This is a genomic window from Microbacterium sp. NPDC055910 (assembly GCF_042271185.1).
Taxonomy (GTDB): domain Bacteria; phylum Actinomycetota; class Actinomycetes; order Actinomycetales; family Microbacteriaceae; genus Microbacterium.
The window spans coordinates 138,098-154,794 of the sequence record NZ_JBHJZS010000002.1; the positions used below are offsets into that span (position 1 = coordinate 138,098).

The window sequence follows — 16,697 nt, forward strand, 5'->3', positions numbered from 1 at the left end:
TCATGCGCATCACGGGCCTCGGACACGCCGGAATGTATATCGAGACGGCGGGTGGCAGCATCCTCTGCGATCCGGTCATCGGCCCGAGCTTCTTCGGCTCATGGTTCCCGTTCCCCGACAACCGCGCACTCGACTGGGAGCGCTTCGGCGCCGCGGACTTCCTCTACATCTCGCACCGGCACCGCGACCACTTCGACCCCGCCCTGCTCGAGCGCTACGTGCCGAAGGACATCAGGGTGCTTCTGCCGGAGTACCCGACCGATGACCTCGAGGTCGATCTGAAGAAGCTCGGCTACGACAACATCGTCTACACGCAGGCGGGTGTGCCGCTCGAGTTCGGCGACCTGAAGATCATGGTGACACCCCTGCGCGCCCCGAGCGATGGACCCATCGGCGACTCGTCGCTCTCGGTCGACGACGGCACGGCCAGCATCCTCAATCAGAACGACTCGCACCCCCTCGATCTCGACACGCTGCTGACGTTCTCGAAGCCCGACGCGTACTTCACGCAGGTGTCCGGCGCGATCTGGTGGCCCATGGTCTACGACCTGCCGCAGGATGCCAAGCAGAACTTCGCGAAGCTCAAGCGCGACGCGCAGAACAAGCGCGCGATGTACTACATCGAGAAGGTCGACGCGGCACACGTGTTCCCGATGGCCGGACCGCCCATGTTCTTGCGCGAAGAGCTGTTCCGCTACAACGGCTACGGCACAGAAGACGACTCGATCTTCACCGATCAGCGTCAGTTCCTCGCGCACATGCGCGAGTTGCGGCCCGAGCAGAAGGGCTATGAGTTCGTGCCCGGCACGCAGGTCGACCTGAACCACGGCGAGCTCGTCGTGACGCAGACGCTCTACACGGCTGCCGAGATCGACCGGATCTTCGATGACAAGTGGGCCTACCTCGCCGAACAGCGCGATACGCGTCAGAGCGAAGTCGCGGCCGAAGAGGCGACGCGCGCGGCCGTACTTCCCCCCGCCGAGATGCTCGCCGCGATCAAGGAGTGGTGGGAGCCGCTGCTGCGCCGCGCGCGCACGATCCGCAACGGTGTCGGCGGCAACGTGCGCTTCCGCATCGGCGAACTCGACATGGTGGTGGACTTCCCGAAGGCGAAGGTGCGCGAGTACGACGGCGAAGACTGCGTCTACTGGTACACGATTCCCGCCGACCTCGTCTCGACCAACATCGCCGACCACGAGATCGACTGGTCGAACTCGATCTTCCTCTCGATGCAGTTCGAGGTCGGTCGCAGCGGCAAGTTCAACGAGTTCCTCACCACGTTCCTGAAGTGTCTTTCTCGCGACCGCATCGAGTACGTCGAGAACTGGTACGCCGAGCAGAGCGATCAGACCGAGGATGCGCAGCTCGGCGACTGGATCGTGCAGCGCCGCTGCCCGCATCTGCGCGCCGACCTCACCAAGACCGGCAAGATCGAGGACGGCGTCCTCACGTGCTCGCTGCACGACTGGAAATGGGACCTCGCCACCGGCAAGTGCCTCACGACGCAGGGCCACCCGATACGTGCTCACGAAGCCGAGGGCGCGCTCGCCGCAGGCTGACGACGGGATGCCACTCGTACGAGGCGTCCCGAGACCGGGGCCACAACGATGAGACCGAGCCACGAAAGCCGTGCCGCATCGGCACTCACAACGAGCGCGACAGGCACGGACGCCAGGAAGTAGAGCGGCACGACCAATGCGTCGAGCAACTGGATCCGATTCAGCCGCGATGGGATCGGGTTTCGCTCGAGACCGCGCGAACGCGCCACCTGGAACATCGCCACCTGCGCAAGCGCGACGGCAGCGACGTTGACGGCGTAGATCGCGGTGGGCAGCGGCAGATCCGTCGTCGCCGCATCGCTGATGCCCTCGGTTGTGAACGGCAGCAGGATGACCAGGCCCGCCGCCGCGAGGTTGACGGCCGTCGTCGGCCCGTCGAGTCCGGACAGACGCCGCACGAGCGTGACATTCACCCGCCAGAACACGACGATCACGACGAAGCTGATCACGAAACCGAGCAGCTGGTCGACGACGTCATCGGTGAAAAGTGTGCGCAGGCTCTGCCAGGCCTCGGGCGCCGGCGCATCGACGTTCGCGACGAGCAGCGTCGCAGCGAACCCGTAGATCGCGTCATAGAACGACAGCCCCCGGTCGAACTCGCTCTCGCCGCGTTCAGCGACGCCCGGACGATCCTGCGCATCGGTGCCCATGACCCCAGCGTGCCAGAGCCCTGTCATCCCGCTAGACTGGCGCGAGTACCCAGCAACCTTTAACACCGTCCTGTGAGGCGGAGAAGGGAGCGGCGGATGAGCACGCGAATCGTGCTGCCTCGTGTCGTCCTGCACAGCGCCGACATCGCCCGCGCTCTGACTCGGATCTCGCACGAGATCCTCGAGTCCAACAAGGGTCCCGAAGACCTCGTCGTCCTCGGCATCCCGACCCGCGGCGTCACGCTCGCCAACCGGATCGGCGGTCTGCTGTCGGAGTTCAGCGGCACGCCGATCCCGATCGGCGCACTCGATGTCACGATGTACCGCGACGACCTGCACCGCAACCCGACGCGCGCCCCCCAGCCGACGCAGATCCCGGCGGGCGGCATCGACGGCAAGGTCGTCGTGCTCGTGGACGACGTGCTGTTCTCGGGCCGCAGCATCCGCGCCGCGCTCGATGCGCTGCAGGACATCGGCCGCCCGTCCGCCGTACGCCTGGCCACCCTCATCGACCGCGGCCATCGCGAACTGCCCATCCGCCCGGACTTCGTCGGCAAGAACCTGCCGAGCGCGCGCGACGAGCGCGTCAACGTGCGCCTGGCCGAGACCGACGGCGTCGAAGAGGTGACGATCGAATCATGAGGCACCTCCTCGACACCAAGACCCTCTCGCGGGAGAGTGCGCTGCGCATCCTGGACGTCGCCGAAGACATGTCGGACACGCAGCTCCGCGAAGTCAAGAAGCTGCCGACCCTGCGGGGCAAGACGGTCGTCAACCTCTTCTTCGAAGACTCCACCCGCACCCGCATCTCGTTCGAAGCCGCTGCGAAGCGGCTGTCGGCCGATGTCATCAACTTCGCGGCGAAGGGCTCCAGCGTCTCGAAGGGCGAGTCCCTGCAGGACACCGCGCAGACTCTGCAGGCCATGGGCGCGGACGCCGTCGTCATCCGGCACGGGGCCTCGGGCGCGCCGCGGACGCTCGCGACGAGCGGATGGATCACCGCGGGGGTCGTCAATGCCGGCGACGGCACCCACGAGCACCCGACGCAGGCGCTCCTCGATGCGTTCACGATCCGCAAGCGTCACTTCGGCGACGACAGCCGGGGACGCGATCTCGAAGGACTGTCGGTCACGATCGTCGGCGATGTGCTGCACTCGCGCGTCGCGCGGTCGAACGTGTGGCTGCTCGACACCCTCGGCGCCGATGTGACCCTCGTCGCCCCGCCGACACTCGTGCCGCAGGATTCCTCGCAGTGGCCGGCGACGATCCTCTACGACCTCGACGAGGCGATCGCCGCGGCTCCCGACGCGCTCATGATGCTGCGCATCCAGCTGGAGCGGATGAACGCCGCCTATTTTCCGACTGAACGGGAGTATTCACGCCGTTGGGGTCTGGACGCCCGACGGTTGACGGCGCTTCCGGCCGGTAGCATTGTCCTGCACCCCGGACCCATGAACCGGGGGCTGGAGATCTCCGCCGAAGCCGCCGACTCGCCGCGCTCGACGGTGCTCGAGCAGGTCACGAACGGCGTATCGGTCCGCATGGCCGCGCTCTACCTGCTGCTGGCGGGCGAGCGACCCGAACGAGAGCAGAACACGCGATGACTGAGACGTTCCTCATCCGGGGGGCCCGACTCGAAGGCGGGGCCGCCGCCGACATCCTCGTCGAGGATGGCCTTCTCACACAGGTGGGCTCGGACGTCTCGCGCGCCGGGGCCACCGTCGTCGACGCCGACGGCCTCATCGCGCTGCCGGGCCTGGTCGACCTGCACACGCACTTGCGCGAGCCCGGGTACGAAGCCTCCGAGACGATCCTCACCGGGTCGCGCGCCGCCGCGGCCGGCGGCTTCACGGCTGTCTTCGCGATGCCCAACACTTCACCCGTCGCCGACACCGCCGGAGTCGTCGAGCAGGAGCTCGCCCTCGGCGAGGCGGCCGGGTTCGTGACGGTGCAGCCCATCGGGGCGGTCACCGTCGGGCAGAAGGGCGAGCGCCTCGCCGAGCTGGGGGCGATGGCCGACTCCCGCGCTCAGGTGCGCGTCTTCAGCGACGACGGCTTCTGCGTGTGGGATCCGCTGATCATGCGCCGCGCCCTCGAATACGTCAAGGCCTTCGACGGTGTCATCGCGCAGCACGCGCAGGACCCCCGGCTGACCGAGGGCGCTCAGATGAACGAGGGCGTCGTCTCGGCCGAACTGGGCCTGGCCGGCTGGCCCGCCGTCGCCGAGGAGTCGATCATCGCGCGCGACGTGCTCCTCGCCGAGCACGTCGGTTCGCGGCTGCACGTGTGCCACCTGTCGACGGCCGGCTCGGTCGACATCATCCGGTGGGCCAAGAAGCGCGGCATCGACGTGACGGCCGAAGTGACGCCGCACCACCTGCTGCTGACCGACGAACTCGTCCGCGACTACGACGCCCGGTTCAAGGTGAACCCCCCGCTGCGGCGCGAAGAAGACGTCCGCGCCGTGCGCGAAGGACTCGCCGACGGCACGATCGACATCGTCGCGACCGACCACGCACCGCACCCCGCCGAAGCGAAGGCGTGCGAGTGGCAGGCCGCGGCGAACGGCATGGTCGGGCTCGAGAGCGCGCTGCGGGTCGTGCAGCAGACGATGATCGACACGGGGATGCTGGTGTGGAGCGACGTCGCGCGCATCATGTCGCGCGAACCGGCCCGCATCGGCCGGCTCGCGGGCCACGGGACTCCGCTGGCCCCCGGGCACGCGGCATCCCTCACGCTCATCGATCCCGCGCCGGTCCGCACCTTCTCGAAGGATGACCTGCGCGGACGCAGCGTCAACTCCCCGTACCTCGGGCGCGAGCTGCCCGGTGAGGTGCGCTGGACGCTGTATCGCGGCACGCCGACCGTCGTCGACGGTGTCGTGCTCGACCGGCCGGGGGAGCGCGCATGACCCGTGAGGGCGCCGTCGCCGTCATGATCGGCGTGGCGGTGTTGATCCTCGCTCTCGCGGCCTTCGCGTGGTGGCGACGCACGCGCCGCGATTCCGGGCTGTCCGCCCCCGTGGCCGAAGCCCCCGCCGGCGCCGAGACGATGAGCGAGTTCCGCTCGCTGTACGTCGCGACGACGAAGCACGGCGAGCCGCTGGAGCGCCTCGCGATCCGCGGTCTGGCGTTCCGCTCGCGCGTCGATGTCACGGTGACGAGCGCCGGCATCGCCCTCGACCTGACCGGCAAGCCCCGCGTGTTCGTGCGCGCCGACCGCATCGATCTCGTGGCGCAGGCCACGGTGACGATCGACCGCGTCGTCGAGCGCGACGGACTCGTCCGCCTCACCTGGCGCCTCGATGACGGCACGGTCGTCGACTCCTACCTCCGACCTCAGGATGCCTCGGCCAGAGCCCTCGCCGATGCGATCTCGAGCATCCTCACCCCGACCCAGACGGGAACCGACGCATGACCTTCTTCTCCACCGAACCCGCAGTGCTCGTCCTGGAGGACGGCACGCGCTACGTCGGCCGCGCCTACGGTGCGGTCGGCACGACCCTCGGCGAAGTCGTCTTCGCCACCGGCATGACCGGATACCAGGAGACCCTCACCGACCCGTCGTACGCCGGTCAGATCGTGCTGCAGACCGCGCCGCACATCGGCAACACGGGCGTCAACGCGGAAGACGTCGAGTCGCACCGCATCTGGGTGTCCGGCTACATCGTCCGCGACCCCTCGCGTGTCGTGTCGAACTGGCGCGCCGACGGCTCGCTCGACGACGCCCTCGTCCGCGAAGGCGTCGTCGGGATCAGCGGCGTCGACACGCGCGCCGTGACACGGCACATCCGCGGAGCGGGCAGCATGCGCGGCGGCATCTTCTCGGGGGATGCCGCATCCCTCGAGCCCGACGAGCATCTCCGGCTCATCCGCGAAGCCCCGCGCATGGCCGGGCGCAACCTGTCGGCCGATGTCTCGATCGACGCCGTTCGCGTCGTCGAGGCGACGGGAGAGCGGATCGGCAATCTCGCCGTGCTCGACCTCGGCGTCAAGCAGGCGACGATCCACAACCTCGTCTCGCGCGGCTTCGACGTGCACATCCTTCCGCACGACGTGTCGATCGACGACATCCGCGCCGTCGACCCCGTCGCCGTCTTCTACTCCAACGGGCCGGGCGACCCCGCGGCATCCGACGCGCACGTCGACCTGCTGCGCTCGATCCTCGACGACCGCCTGCCCTTCTTCGGGATCTGCTTCGGCAATCAGCTGCTCGGGCGGGCGCTGGGTCTGGGCACGTACAAGCTGCCGTTCGGCCACCGCGGCATCAACCAGCCCGTGAAGGACAAACTGACCGGGCGCGTCGAGATCACCTCCCACAACCACGGCTTCGCCGTCGACGCTCCCGTCGAGGGCGAGTTCGACAGCCCCCACGGGTACGGCCGCATCGAGGTCAGTCACGTCGGACTCAACGACAACGTCGTCGAGGGACTGCGCGCCCTCGACATCCCGGCCTTCTCGGTGCAGTACCACCCCGAGGCCGCTGCCGGCCCGCACGACGCGAACTACCTGTTCGACCGCTTCCGTGACCTCGTCGTCGCGACCCTTCGACAAGCTCAGGGACCGCGGGAGCAGGAGCAAGGTCAGGGACCGCAGGAGCAGGGCCGGGGACCGCAGGAGCAGACTCAGGGATCGAAGGAGAACAATGCCTAAGCGCGACGACATCACGAGCGTCCTCGTCATCGGCTCCGGGCCGATCGTCATCGGGCAGGCGTGCGAGTTCGACTACTCGGGCACGCAGGCCTGTCGCGTGCTGCGCGAAGAGGGAGTGCGGGTCATCCTCGTCAACTCCAACCCCGCGACGATCATGACCGACCCGGACTTCGCCGACGCGACCTACATCGAGCCGATCACGTGGCAGGTCATCGAGACGATCATCGCGAAGGAGCGCCCCGACGCGATCCTTCCGACCCTCGGAGGTCAGACGGCGCTCAACGCGGCGATCGAGCTGCACAACCACGGCATCCTCGAGAAGTACGACATCGAGCTCATCGGCGCGAACTTCGAGGCGATCAACAAGGGCGAGGATCGCCAGATCTTCAAGCAGCTCGTGATCGACGCGGGCGCGGATGTCGCGGCATCGGTCATCTGCCATTCGATGGACGATCTGATCGCCGGCGCCGAGAAGCTCGGCTACCCGCTCGTCGTGCGTCCGTCGTTCACGATGGGCGGCCTGGGATCGGGCTTCGCCTATGACGAAGAGGACCTCCGCCGCATCGGCGGCGCGGGCCTGCACGACTCGCCCACCAACGAGGTGCTCCTGGAGGAGTCGATCCTCGGGTGGAAGGAGTACGAGCTCGAGCTCATGCGCGACACGTCCGACAACACCGTCGTGGTGTGCTCGATCGAGAACGTCGACCCCGTCGGGGTGCACACGGGCGACTCGATCACCGTCGCCCCCGCGCTCACGCTGACCGACCGCGAGTTCCAGAAGCTGCGCGACATCGGCATCGACATCATCCGCGCCGTGGGCGTGGACACCGGCGGCTGCAACATCCAGTTCGCCATCGACCCGCAGACCGGGCGGATCATCGTCATCGAGATGAACCCGCGCGTCTCGCGCTCGTCGGCGCTGGCATCGAAGGCGACGGGCTTTCCGATCGCGAAGATCGCCGCGAAGCTCGCGATCGGCTACCGGCTCGACGAGATCCCCAACGACATCACGAAGGTGACGCCGTCGAGCTTCGAACCGACCCTCGACTACGTCGTGGTGAAGGTGCCGCGGTTCAACTTCGAGAAGTTCCCCGCCGCCGATACGACCTTGACGACCACCATGAAGTCCGTCGGCGAGGCGATGGCGATCGGGCGCAACTACGCCACGGCGCTGCAGAAGGCGCTGCGCTCGCTCGAGAAGCGCGGATCGAGCTTCCACTGGGGCGACGAAGAGCGTTCCGTCGATGAGCTGCTCGAGATCTCGAAGACGCCGACGGACGGTCGGATCGTCGTGCTGCAGCAGGCGCTGCGCAAGGGCGCGACGATCGAGCAGGCCTTCGAGGCGACGAAGATCGATCCGTGGTTCCTGGATCAGATGGTGCTCATCAACGAGGTCGCCGAGTTCGTTCGGCAGGCCCCCGAGCTCGACGTCGCCACGCTGCGTCTGGCGAAGGAGCACGGATTCAGCGATGCCCAGCTCGCGCAGCTGCGCGGCGGGTCCGAAGCCGAGATCCGCGGCATCCGGCACGCGCTGGATGTGCGTCCGGTCTACAAGACGGTCGACACGTGCGCGGGGGAGTTCCCCGCGCTCACGCCCTATCACTACTCGAGCTATGAGGTCGAGACCGAAGTCACGCCGTCTGACCGGCAGAAGGTCGTCATCATCGGCTCGGGTCCCAACCGCATCGGCCAGGGCGTCGAATTCGACTACTCGTGCGTGCATGCGTCCTTCGCCCTCTCCGGCGCGGGATACGAGACCGTCATGGTCAACTGCAACCCCGAGACCGTGTCGACCGACTACGACACGTCCGACCGGCTCTACTTCGAGCCGCTGACGCTCGAGGACGTGCTCGAGGTGCTGCACGCCGAGGCGCAGTCGGGTGAGATCCTCGGCGTCATCTGCCAGCTCGGCGGCCAGACGCCGCTCGGACTGGCGAAGGGCATCGAGGAGGCCGGCTACACGATCCTCGGCACGAGCCCCACCGCGATCGACCTCGCCGAAGAGCGCGAGCTGTTCTCGCGCCTCCTCGACGACGCGGGACTTCTCGCGCCGCGCAGCGGCACGGCGATCGACGCCGACGGCGCCGTGCGCATCGCGGAGGAGATCGGGTACCCCGTGCTCGTGCGCCCGAGCTTCGTGCTCGGCGGACGCGGCATGGAGATCGTCTACGACACCGCCGCCCTGCGGGAGTACTTCGTCCGCACGGCGGGCGAGGTCATCGTCGAGGCGGGCAAGCCCCTCCTCGTCGACCGCTTCCTCGACGACGCGATCGAGATCGACGTCGACGCGCTCTACGACGGCACCGAGCTGTACATCGGCGGCGTCATGGAGCACCTCGAAGAGGCCGGCATCCACTCCGGCGACTCATCGTGCACGCTGCCGCCCATCTCGCTCGGTCGCACCGACGTCGACCGCGTGCGTGAGGCGACGCTCGCGATCGCTCAGGGCGTGGGCGTGCGCGGGCTGCTCAACGTGCAGTTCGCGATCTCGGCAGGCGTGCTCTACGTCATCGAGGCCAACCCGCGTGCGAGCCGCACCGTGCCCTTCGTCTCGAAAGCGCTCGGCATCCCGCTGGCCAAGGCCGCCTCGCGCGTCATGGCGGGCACCTCGATCGCCGATCTCAAGGCGGAGGGCCTGCTGCCCGAAGCCGACGGATCGCGCATCCCGCTGGACGCTCCGGTCTCGGTGAAGGAGGCCGTGCTGCCGTTCAAGCGCTTCCGCACGAAGGACGGCAAGACGGTCGACTCCGTGCTGGGGCCCGAGATGCGCTCGACGGGCGAGGTCATGGGCATCGATCGCGATTTCCCGACGGCGTTCGCGAAGTCACAGGCCGCGGCATACGGCGGCATGCCGCTCGAGGGCACCGTCTTCATCTCGGTCGCCGACAGCGACAAGCGCGCGGTCATCCTGCCCGCGCACCGGCTGCAGGAGCTCGGCTACACACTCGTCGCGACCGAGGGAACCGCCGAGATCCTCGCCCGCAACGGCATCGCCGTGACGGTCGTCGCGAAGTACAGCGAGACGCACGACGGTGGAGAGACCAACATCGTCGACCTCATCAACGACGGCACCATCGACATCATCGTCAACACGCCCTCGGGCGGAACGGCCCGCGCCGACGGGTACGAGATCCGCGCGGCGGCGGTCGCCGGAGACAAGGCGCTCTTCACGACGATGGCCGTTCTCGGCGCAGCCGTGAGCGGGATGTCGACGCTGCGCAAGGGCTTCGACGTGAAGAGCCTGCAGGAGTACGCCGCGGACCGGGCAGCGCGCACGTGACATCCTTCGGCGCGCGGCTTCGCGCAGCGCTCGACGCGTACGGACCGCTGTGCGTCGGCATCGACCCCCACGAGCACCTGCTCGCCGAATGGGGGATGGATGCCGGCGCGCGCGGCCTGCGTGACTTCGGGCTGCGTGTCGTCGAGGCCGCGGCAGGACGCGTCGGCGTCGTGAAGCCCCAGGTCGCCTTCTTCGAGCGCTGGGGATCGGCGGGGTTCGCCGCTCTCGAAGACGTGCTGGCCGCCGCGCGCGCGGCGGGGCTGATCGTGATCGCCGACGCCAAGCGCGGCGACATCGGCTCGACGATGGCCGGCTACGCCGCCGCGTGGCTCACGCCGGGTGCTCCGCTGGAAGCGGATGCTGTCACGGTGAGCCCGTATCTCGGACCCGAGTCGCTGCGCGAGACGCTCGCGACGGCGGTCCGTGCGGGCAAGGGCGTCTTCGTCCTCGCCGCGACGAGCAACCCCGAAGCGGCGGCGCTGCAGACCGCACGCACGGTCGACGTCGCGTCGGCCGACGACCAGACCGTCGCAGCGCGCGTCGCACGCGACATCGCGTGGGTCAACGGATCGGCGGCGTTCGCCGGCGACCTCGGACCGGCCGGTCTCGTCATCGGGGCGACCGTCGACCGGCTCGAGTTCGGACTGACCGACGACGCGCTCACCGCATGCCCCATCCTCGCCCCGGGCTTCGGTGCACAGGGTGCGCAGCCGGCCGAGCTGACGTCGCTTTTCGGGGCGGTCGCGCGCAACGTCGTCGCGTCCGAGAGCCGCAGCATCCTCTCGGCGGGTCCCGATGTTCTGACGGCGCGCATCACAGAGCGCGCGGCGTTGTACCGTAGTGGTTCCGATGGCTGATTCACGTACCCCTCCCGAGGTCGACCGCGTCGCGGCATCCCGCCGCGCGGTCGCTGCGCGCCGCGAACGCGCCGCTCTCAAGCACGACGTCACGATGCGCGTCATCACCCCGCAAGAGCTGCTGCGCCGCGCGCTCGCGAAGCCCGAGACACCGGCGGGCGCGATGCGCGTGACCGAGTTCCTCACGTGCATCCCGGCGATCGGCGAGGGCAAGCGGGACCGCATCCTCGCCGAGCTCGGCATCTCGCCCGTCAAGCGTCTCGGCGGGCTCGGCGCGCGTCAGCGCGCTGTCCTGCTGCGCTTCCTCGACGAGAGGCGGCCCGAGCGCGCCCCCCGCGCCGGCCGCAGCCGGCTGCTCGTGCTCGCGGGTCCCACGGCGGTCGGCAAGGGAACCGTCGCGGCGCACATCAAGGAGCACCACCCCGAGATCATGCTCTCGGTCTCGGCGACGACGCGCGCACCGCGGCCCGGCGAGATCGAGGGCGAGCACTACTTCTTCGTCGACGACGCCGAATTCGATCGCATGATCGCCGCGGGCGACCTGCTCGAGCACGCGACCGTGCACAACCGGCACCGCTACGGCACGCCGCGTGCACCGATCGACGCGGCGCTGGCCGAAGGCCGGACGGTGCTGCTCGAGATCGATCTGCAGGGCGCGCGCCAGGTGCGCGCCGCCGAGCCCGCGGCGACCCTCGTGTTCCTGTTGCCGCCGAGCTGGGACGAACTGGTCGACAGGCTCGTCGGTCGCGGCACGGAGGGTCCCGAGGAGCGCGCCAGGCGACTCAAGACCGCCCGTGTCGAACTGGCCTCGCAGGACGAGTTCGATTACCGCGTCGTGAACGACGACGTCGCCCGTGCCGCCCGCGAAGTCGCGGCGCTCGCCCGGGACTGACCGCGCTCGACGGATCGCCTGTCCGGGGGGAACGCCTGTTCCGGATGCCCCTTCGTTGCAGAACATTACGCTCGGCTTCGTTCCGGGGGCCGCCTCAGAAACGATGAGTGCATGTCCAGCACTCTGCTCGCGCCTCCCGCAGCGTCCGCCCCGGCGGTGGACCGCCCCCCGGCCGTCCGTCTCGAGGGTGTGGGGCGAGCCTTCGCAGGACGCGGCGGGCAGCGCACCGTACTGCGCGACGTCGATCTCGAACTCGTCGACGGCGAGATCCTCGCGATCGTCGGTCCCTCCGGCTGCGGCAAGTCGACGCTGCTGCGCCTCATCGGCGCCCTCGACGCGCCGACCGCGGGCGGGGTCGACGTCGGCGGCACGACCGCCGTCGCCTTCCAGGAGCCGCGACTGCTGCCGTGGCGCACCCTCGCGCAGAACGTCGCACTCGGCCTGCCGCGCGGCATCGACAAGCGCGCCGGACGCGACCGCGTCGCCGAGCTGCTGACCCTCGTCGGCCTCGAGCACGCGGCGCACCAGCGCCCGCGCGAGGTCTCGGGCGGCATGGCGCAGCGCGCGTCGCTCGCCCGCGCTCTGGCCCGGGGTCCCGAAGTGCTGCTGCTGGATGAGCCGTTCGGCGCTCTGGACGCACTGACCCGCCTGCGCATGCAGGACCTGCTGCTCGACGTGCACGCCGCCGTGCCCACGACCGTCGTGCTCGTGACCCACGACGTCGAAGAAGCCCTGTATCTCGCCGACCGCGTGCTGCTGCTGCGCGCCGTCGACCCGAGTGCCGACGCCCGCGACGCTTCGATCGCCCGCACGATCACGGTCCCCGGACTTCGACCGCGAGACCGCTCCGAGCGAGCACTGACCGACCTGCGCGCCGAGCTGCTCGAGGGCCTCGGCGTCGACACGCACCACACCCGCACTCAGGAGACCCGATGAACCGTCCGCTGCGCCGCATCCTTCCCGTCCTCGCCGTCACCGGCGTCATCATGCTCGGTGCGGCGGGATGCGTCGCCGGTGAGAACGCCTCGGCGGCACCCGCGCCGGCGGGGGAGGGCGAGTGGTCGACCGACACGCTCACGATCGACTTCGCGACATATAACCCCCTGAGTCTCGTCATCAGGGAGCAGGGGCTCATCGAAGAGGCGCTCGGCGATTCGGTCGCCGTCGAGTGGGTGCAGTCCGCCGGCTCGAACAAGGCGAACGAGCTGCTGCGCGCCGGGTCGATCGACGTCGGCTCGACGGCGGGCTCCGCCGCGCTCCTCGCGAAGGCGAACGGTTCGCCGATCCAGGTCATCGACATCTACTCGCAGCCGGAGTGGGCCGCGATCGTCGTGCCGGAAGGCAGCGACATCACGTCGGTCGCCGACCTGAAGGGGCAGTCCGTCGCCGCGACGATCGGCACCGACCCGTACTTCTTCCTGCTGCAGGCGCTCGAGACCGAGGGTCTCACGGTCGAGGACGTCGAGGTGCAGCACCTGCAGCACGCCGACGGCTGGGCCGCTCTCGATGCCGGATCGGTCGCCGCGTGGTCGGGCCTGGATCCGATCATGGCGGCCGCCGAAGTCGATGCGGGGGCGCAGCTGGTCTACCGCAACGTCGACTTCAACACCTACGGGTTCCTCAACGCGACCGAGGACTTCATCACGAACCACCCCGACCTCGCGCAGGTCGTCGTGAACGCCTACGAAGAGGCGCGCGTGTGGGCACTGGCCAATCCTGACGAGACGGCGGCTCTGCTCGCCGAGGTCGCGGGCATCGACCTCGCCGTCGCCGAGACCGTCATCCAGGAGCGCTCGAACCTCGACGTGAGCGGCATCCCGGGCGCTGCCCAGCTCGCGGTCCTCGAGAAGATCGCGCCCGTGCTGGTGGACTCCGACGCCGTCCAGGGCGGCGAGCAGGCCGTCTCCGACGCCCTCGCGACGATCATCAACGCGACATTCGCCGAAGAAGCAGTGAACGCGCGATGACCACGCTCACCGCGGCGGACACCGACACGGGCACGCCCGCGGCGCGCTCGCTGTGGGATCGCCGCGCCGTGCGCATCGCGGGTGGCTTCGTCGTTCCGATCGCCCTGCTGGCGCTGTGGCAGGCGGTCACCGTGACGGGCATGCTTCCGCCGCACCGGCTGCCGGCCCCCGCGACGGTCTTCCAGGCCGCCGTCGAGATGCTCGACAGCGGCGTGCTCTGGCTGCACATCGCCATCTCGGTGCAGCGCGTGCTGATCGGCTTCGCGATCGGGTCCGTCGTCGGGCTCGTCGCGGCGGCGTTCGTCGGCCTGACGCGGGCGGGCGACGTGCTGCTGAGTCCGACGCTCGCGGCCTTCCGCGCGATCCCCTCGCTCGCCCTCGTTCCGCTGCTGCTGCTGTGGATGGGGATCGGCGAAGACTCCAAGGTCGCCCTCATCGCGATCGGCGCGTTCTTCCCCGTCTTCACGACCGTCGGCTCGGCCCTGCGCCACGTCGACCCGCACCTGGTCGAGATGGGTCGCTCGTTCGGTCTGCGCGGGTGGGACCTGCTGCGCCTCGTGCAGTTGCCCGCCGTCGTGCCCTCGATCATCTCCGGACTACGACTGGCGATGGCGCAGGCATGGCTCTTCCTCGTCGCCGCGGAGCTGATCGCCGCGTCGATGGGCCTGGGGTTCCTGCTGACCGAATCGCAGAGCACGGGCCGCGTCGACCGCATCCTGCTCGCGATCGTGCTGCTGGCGCTGCTGGGCACCCTCACCAACGGCATCCTCAGCCTCGTCCAGAAGCACCTGCTGAAGAAATGGGCGTGAGATGACCGCCGAGACCCGCCTGGTCGAACGGCGCACCTATCCGCCCGACGGCGCGTTCCGCGCGCAGGCCAACGTGGGCGACGAGGCCTACGCCCGCGCCGCCGCCGACCCCACCGCCTTCTGGGAGGATGCCGCGCGCCGGCTGACGTGGGAGCAGCAGTGGCACACGGCCCTCGAGTGGGAGCCACCGGTGACCCGCGCCGACGGCACCCTCTCGGTCCCCGCCGCCCGCTGGTTCTCCGGCGGGCGGCTCAACGTCGCCTACAACTGCGTCGACCGGCACGTCGAGGCCGGTCGCGGCGAGCGCGTCGCCCTGCATTTCGAAGGCGAGCCGGGCGACCGCACGAGCGTCACGTACGCCGATCTGCAGCGACGGGTCTCCCGCGCGGCCAACGCACTGCGGGACCTGGGCATCGAGCCGGGGGACCGGGTCGTGGTGTATCTGCCCGTCCTGATCGAGACCGTCGTGATCGCTCTCGCGTGCGCGCGCATCGGCGCCGTGCATTCGCTCGTCTTCGGCGGTTTCTCGTCAGAGGCCGTGCGCTTCCGCCTGCAGGACACCCGCGCGGCGCTCCTGGTCACATCCGACGGCCAGTTCCGCCGCGGATCCGCCGTCGAGGTGAAGTCCGCCGCCGACGCGGCCGCCGACGGTCTCGACCACGTGCGGCACGTCCTCACGGTTCGCCGCACGGGGCAGGACGTGCCGTGGACGGCCGGCCGCGACGTGTGGTGGCACGACGTCGTCGACACCGCGAGCGACCGCCACGACGCGGTGGCGTTCGATGCGGAGCATCCGCTGTTCATCATCTACACCTCCGGCACGACGGGGCGACCCAAGGGCCTCGTGCACACGTCGGGCGGATATCTCGCGCACGCGAGCTGGGCCCACTGGGCGCACTTCGACGCCAAGCCCGACGACGTGCACTGGTGCACCGCGGATCTCGCATGGGTCACGGCGCACACCTACGAGCTGTACGGGCCGCTGTCGAACGGTCTGACGCAGGTCATCTACGAGGGCACACCGGATGCACCGCACCGCGAGCGGCATCTCGAGATCATCCAGCGCCACGGGGTCACGGTCTACTACACCGCGCCCACGCTCATCCGCACCTTCATGACGTGGTTCGGCGATGATCTGCCGGCGGGGCACGACCTGTCGTCGCTGCGCCTGCTCGGCACGGTCGGCGAAGCGATCAACCCCGAGGCCTGGGTGTGGTTCCGGCGCACGTTCGGCCGTGACGAGGTGCCCGTCGTCGACACGTGGTGGCAGTCCGAGACGGGTGCCGCGATGATCGCCCCGCTGCCCGGCGCGACGACGCTCAAGCCGGGCTCGGCGACGGTGCCGCTGCCGGGGATCGACGCGGCCGTCGTCGACGACGCGGGAGAGCCGGTGACGCCGGGCGCGTCGGGCACGCTCGTCGTGCGACGGCCGTGGCCCGGTATGGCGCGCACCGTGTGGGGCGATCCCGAGCGGTATCGCGACTCGTACTGGGCGCGCTTCGCGGGACACGGCGCGCACGGCGGCTACTACGTCGCCGGTGACGGCGCGACGGTCGACGACGACGGGCACGTCTGGATCCTCGGTCGCCTCGACGACGTCGTGAACGTGTCGGGACACCGTCTGTCCACGATCGAGATCGAGTCCGCCCTCGTCGCGCAGCGCGCGGTCGGCGAAGCGGGCGCGACGGCCGTCGACGATCCCGTCACCGGTCACGCCGTGGCCGCCTTCGTCGTGCCGTCCGGCAGTGGCGGTCTCGACGCCGCAGAGCTGCGCGACGGCGTCGCACGACGGATCGGACCGGTCGCGAAGCCACGCCACGTCTACGTCGTCGCCGAACTGCCCAAGACGCGCTCGGGCAAGATCCTGCGCCGCCTCCTCGCCCAGCTGTGGCAGGCTGAGCGAGACCGCCGGGCCGGGCGTGCCCCCGCCTCCCTCGGCGACACCACCTCGTTGCAGAACCCCTGGACCGTCGAGCAGATCGCCGACGTGCTCGCCTCTGCGTGACCGCCGTCGCGCCCGCACACCGAGAG

General features: G+C 69.6%; 14 protein-coding genes. 13 read left to right on the forward strand and 1 reads right to left on the reverse strand.

Annotated features, from left to right (window positions below):
• The first annotated feature begins 2 nt into the window (after nt 1-2).
• Nucleotides 3-1,559, forward strand: a complete 1,557-nt coding sequence (locus ACFC3F_RS02040) for a Rieske 2Fe-2S domain-containing protein (RefSeq protein ID WP_376125941.1) — start codon at nt 3-5, stop codon at nt 1,557-1,559.
• Here the strand turns inward: ACFC3F_RS02040 and ACFC3F_RS02045 are convergent.
• Nucleotides 1,526-2,209, reverse strand: a complete 684-nt coding sequence (locus tag ACFC3F_RS02045) for a TMEM175 family protein (protein WP_376125944.1) — start codon at nt 2,207-2,209, stop codon at nt 1,526-1,528. The two genes, ACFC3F_RS02040 and ACFC3F_RS02045, sit on opposite strands and share 34 nt — an antisense overlap.
• A 96-nt stretch (nt 2,210-2,305) precedes the next feature.
• Between ACFC3F_RS02045 and pyrR the strand changes: the two genes are divergently transcribed.
• The 12 genes from pyrR (at nt 2,306) to acs (ending at nt 16,671) form a co-directional block, all read left to right on the forward strand.
• Nucleotides 2,306-2,851 (forward strand): bifunctional pyr operon transcriptional regulator/uracil phosphoribosyltransferase PyrR, encoded by a 546-nt coding sequence (gene pyrR / locus ACFC3F_RS02050; protein ID WP_376125947.1) that lies wholly within the window; start codon nt 2,306-2,308, stop codon nt 2,849-2,851.
• Nucleotides 2,848-3,813, forward strand: coding sequence for an aspartate carbamoyltransferase catalytic subunit (locus tag ACFC3F_RS02055; protein ID WP_376125950.1), 966 nt, complete (start codon nt 2,848-2,850; stop codon nt 3,811-3,813). Before pyrR ends, ACFC3F_RS02055 begins: the two co-directional genes overlap by 4 nt.
• Nucleotides 3,810-5,120, forward strand: a complete 1,311-nt coding sequence (locus tag ACFC3F_RS02060) for a dihydroorotase (RefSeq protein WP_376125953.1) — start codon at nt 3,810-3,812, stop codon at nt 5,118-5,120. Before ACFC3F_RS02055 ends, ACFC3F_RS02060 begins: the two co-directional genes overlap by 4 nt.
• Complete coding sequence (locus tag ACFC3F_RS02065; RefSeq protein ID WP_376125956.1) at nt 5,117-5,626, forward strand: hypothetical protein; 510 nt, start codon at nt 5,117-5,119, stop codon at nt 5,624-5,626. The genes ACFC3F_RS02060 and ACFC3F_RS02065 overlap by 4 nt, the downstream gene beginning before the upstream one ends.
• A complete protein-coding gene (gene carA / locus ACFC3F_RS02070; protein WP_376125958.1) occupies nt 5,623-6,861 on the forward strand; it encodes a glutamine-hydrolyzing carbamoyl-phosphate synthase small subunit in 1,239 nt (412 codons plus the stop codon). Before ACFC3F_RS02065 ends, carA begins: the two co-directional genes overlap by 4 nt.
• Nucleotides 6,854-10,141 carry a carbamoyl-phosphate synthase large subunit gene (gene carB / locus ACFC3F_RS02075; RefSeq protein WP_376125961.1) on the forward strand — a complete coding sequence of 1,096 codons (3,288 nt, stop codon included), beginning with the start codon at nt 6,854-6,856 and terminating at the stop codon, nt 10,139-10,141. Before carA ends, carB begins: the two co-directional genes overlap by 8 nt.
• Nucleotides 10,138-10,998 (forward strand): orotidine-5'-phosphate decarboxylase, encoded by an 861-nt coding sequence (gene pyrF, locus ACFC3F_RS02080; RefSeq protein WP_376125964.1) that lies wholly within the window; start codon nt 10,138-10,140, stop codon nt 10,996-10,998. Before carB ends, pyrF begins: the two co-directional genes overlap by 4 nt.
• Nucleotides 10,991-11,890 (forward strand): guanylate kinase, encoded by a 900-nt coding sequence (gene gmk, locus ACFC3F_RS02085; RefSeq protein ID WP_376125967.1) that lies wholly within the window; start codon nt 10,991-10,993, stop codon nt 11,888-11,890. The genes pyrF and gmk overlap by 8 nt, the downstream gene beginning before the upstream one ends.
• Nucleotides 11,891-12,001: 111 nt before the next feature.
• On the forward strand, nt 12,002-12,826 hold the full coding sequence (locus tag ACFC3F_RS02090) for an ABC transporter ATP-binding protein (RefSeq protein ID WP_376125969.1): 825 nt from the start codon (nt 12,002-12,004) through the stop codon (nt 12,824-12,826).
• The gene (locus ACFC3F_RS02095; protein WP_376125972.1) at nt 12,823-13,857 is read left to right on the forward strand and encodes an aliphatic sulfonate ABC transporter substrate-binding protein; all 1,035 of its coding nucleotides are present in this window, start codon (nt 12,823-12,825) and stop codon (nt 13,855-13,857) included. The genes ACFC3F_RS02090 and ACFC3F_RS02095 overlap by 4 nt, the downstream gene beginning before the upstream one ends.
• Nucleotides 13,854-14,666 (forward strand): ABC transporter permease, encoded by an 813-nt coding sequence (locus tag ACFC3F_RS02100; RefSeq protein WP_376125974.1) that lies wholly within the window; start codon nt 13,854-13,856, stop codon nt 14,664-14,666. The genes ACFC3F_RS02095 and ACFC3F_RS02100 overlap by 4 nt, the downstream gene beginning before the upstream one ends.
• Nucleotide 14,667: 1 nt before the next feature.
• Nucleotides 14,668-16,671, forward strand: a complete 2,004-nt coding sequence (acs, locus tag ACFC3F_RS02105; protein WP_376125977.1) for an acetate--CoA ligase — start codon at nt 14,668-14,670, stop codon at nt 16,669-16,671.
• Nucleotides 16,672-16,697 lie beyond the last annotated feature (26 nt).

Excerpts from the sequence above, each read along its gene's own strand:
- carB (WP_376125961.1), top strand. The coding sequence starts at position 6,854 with ATGCCTAAGCGCGACGACATCACGAGCGTCCTCGTCATCGGCTCCGGG.
- acs (WP_376125977.1), top strand. The coding sequence starts at position 14,668 with ATGACCGCCGAGACCCGCCTGGTCGAACGGCGCACCTATCCGCCCGAC.
- carA (WP_376125958.1), top strand. The coding sequence starts at position 5,623 with ATGACCTTCTTCTCCACCGAACCCGCAGTGCTCGTCCTGGAGGACGGC.
- pyrR (WP_376125947.1), top strand. The coding sequence starts at position 2,306 with ATGAGCACGCGAATCGTGCTGCCTCGTGTCGTCCTGCACAGCGCCGAC.
- ACFC3F_RS02095 (WP_376125972.1), top strand. The coding sequence starts at position 12,823 with ATGAACCGTCCGCTGCGCCGCATCCTTCCCGTCCTCGCCGTCACCGGC.
- ACFC3F_RS02100 (WP_376125974.1), top strand. The coding sequence starts at position 13,854 with ATGACCACGCTCACCGCGGCGGACACCGACACGGGCACGCCCGCGGCG.
- ACFC3F_RS02060 (WP_376125953.1), top strand. The coding sequence starts at position 3,810 with ATGACTGAGACGTTCCTCATCCGGGGGGCCCGACTCGAAGGCGGGGCC.
- gmk (WP_376125967.1), top strand. The coding sequence starts at position 10,991 with ATGGCTGATTCACGTACCCCTCCCGAGGTCGACCGCGTCGCGGCATCC.
- ACFC3F_RS02055 (WP_376125950.1), top strand. The coding sequence starts at position 2,848 with ATGAGGCACCTCCTCGACACCAAGACCCTCTCGCGGGAGAGTGCGCTG.
- ACFC3F_RS02040 (WP_376125941.1), top strand. The coding sequence starts at position 3 with ATGCGCATCACGGGCCTCGGACACGCCGGAATGTATATCGAGACGGCG.
- ACFC3F_RS02045 (WP_376125944.1), bottom strand. The coding sequence starts at position 2,209 with ATGGGCACCGATGCGCAGGATCGTCCGGGCGTCGCTGAACGCGGCGAG.
- ACFC3F_RS02090 (WP_376125969.1), top strand. The coding sequence starts at position 12,002 with ATGTCCAGCACTCTGCTCGCGCCTCCCGCAGCGTCCGCCCCGGCGGTG.
- ACFC3F_RS02065 (WP_376125956.1), top strand. The coding sequence starts at position 5,117 with ATGACCCGTGAGGGCGCCGTCGCCGTCATGATCGGCGTGGCGGTGTTG.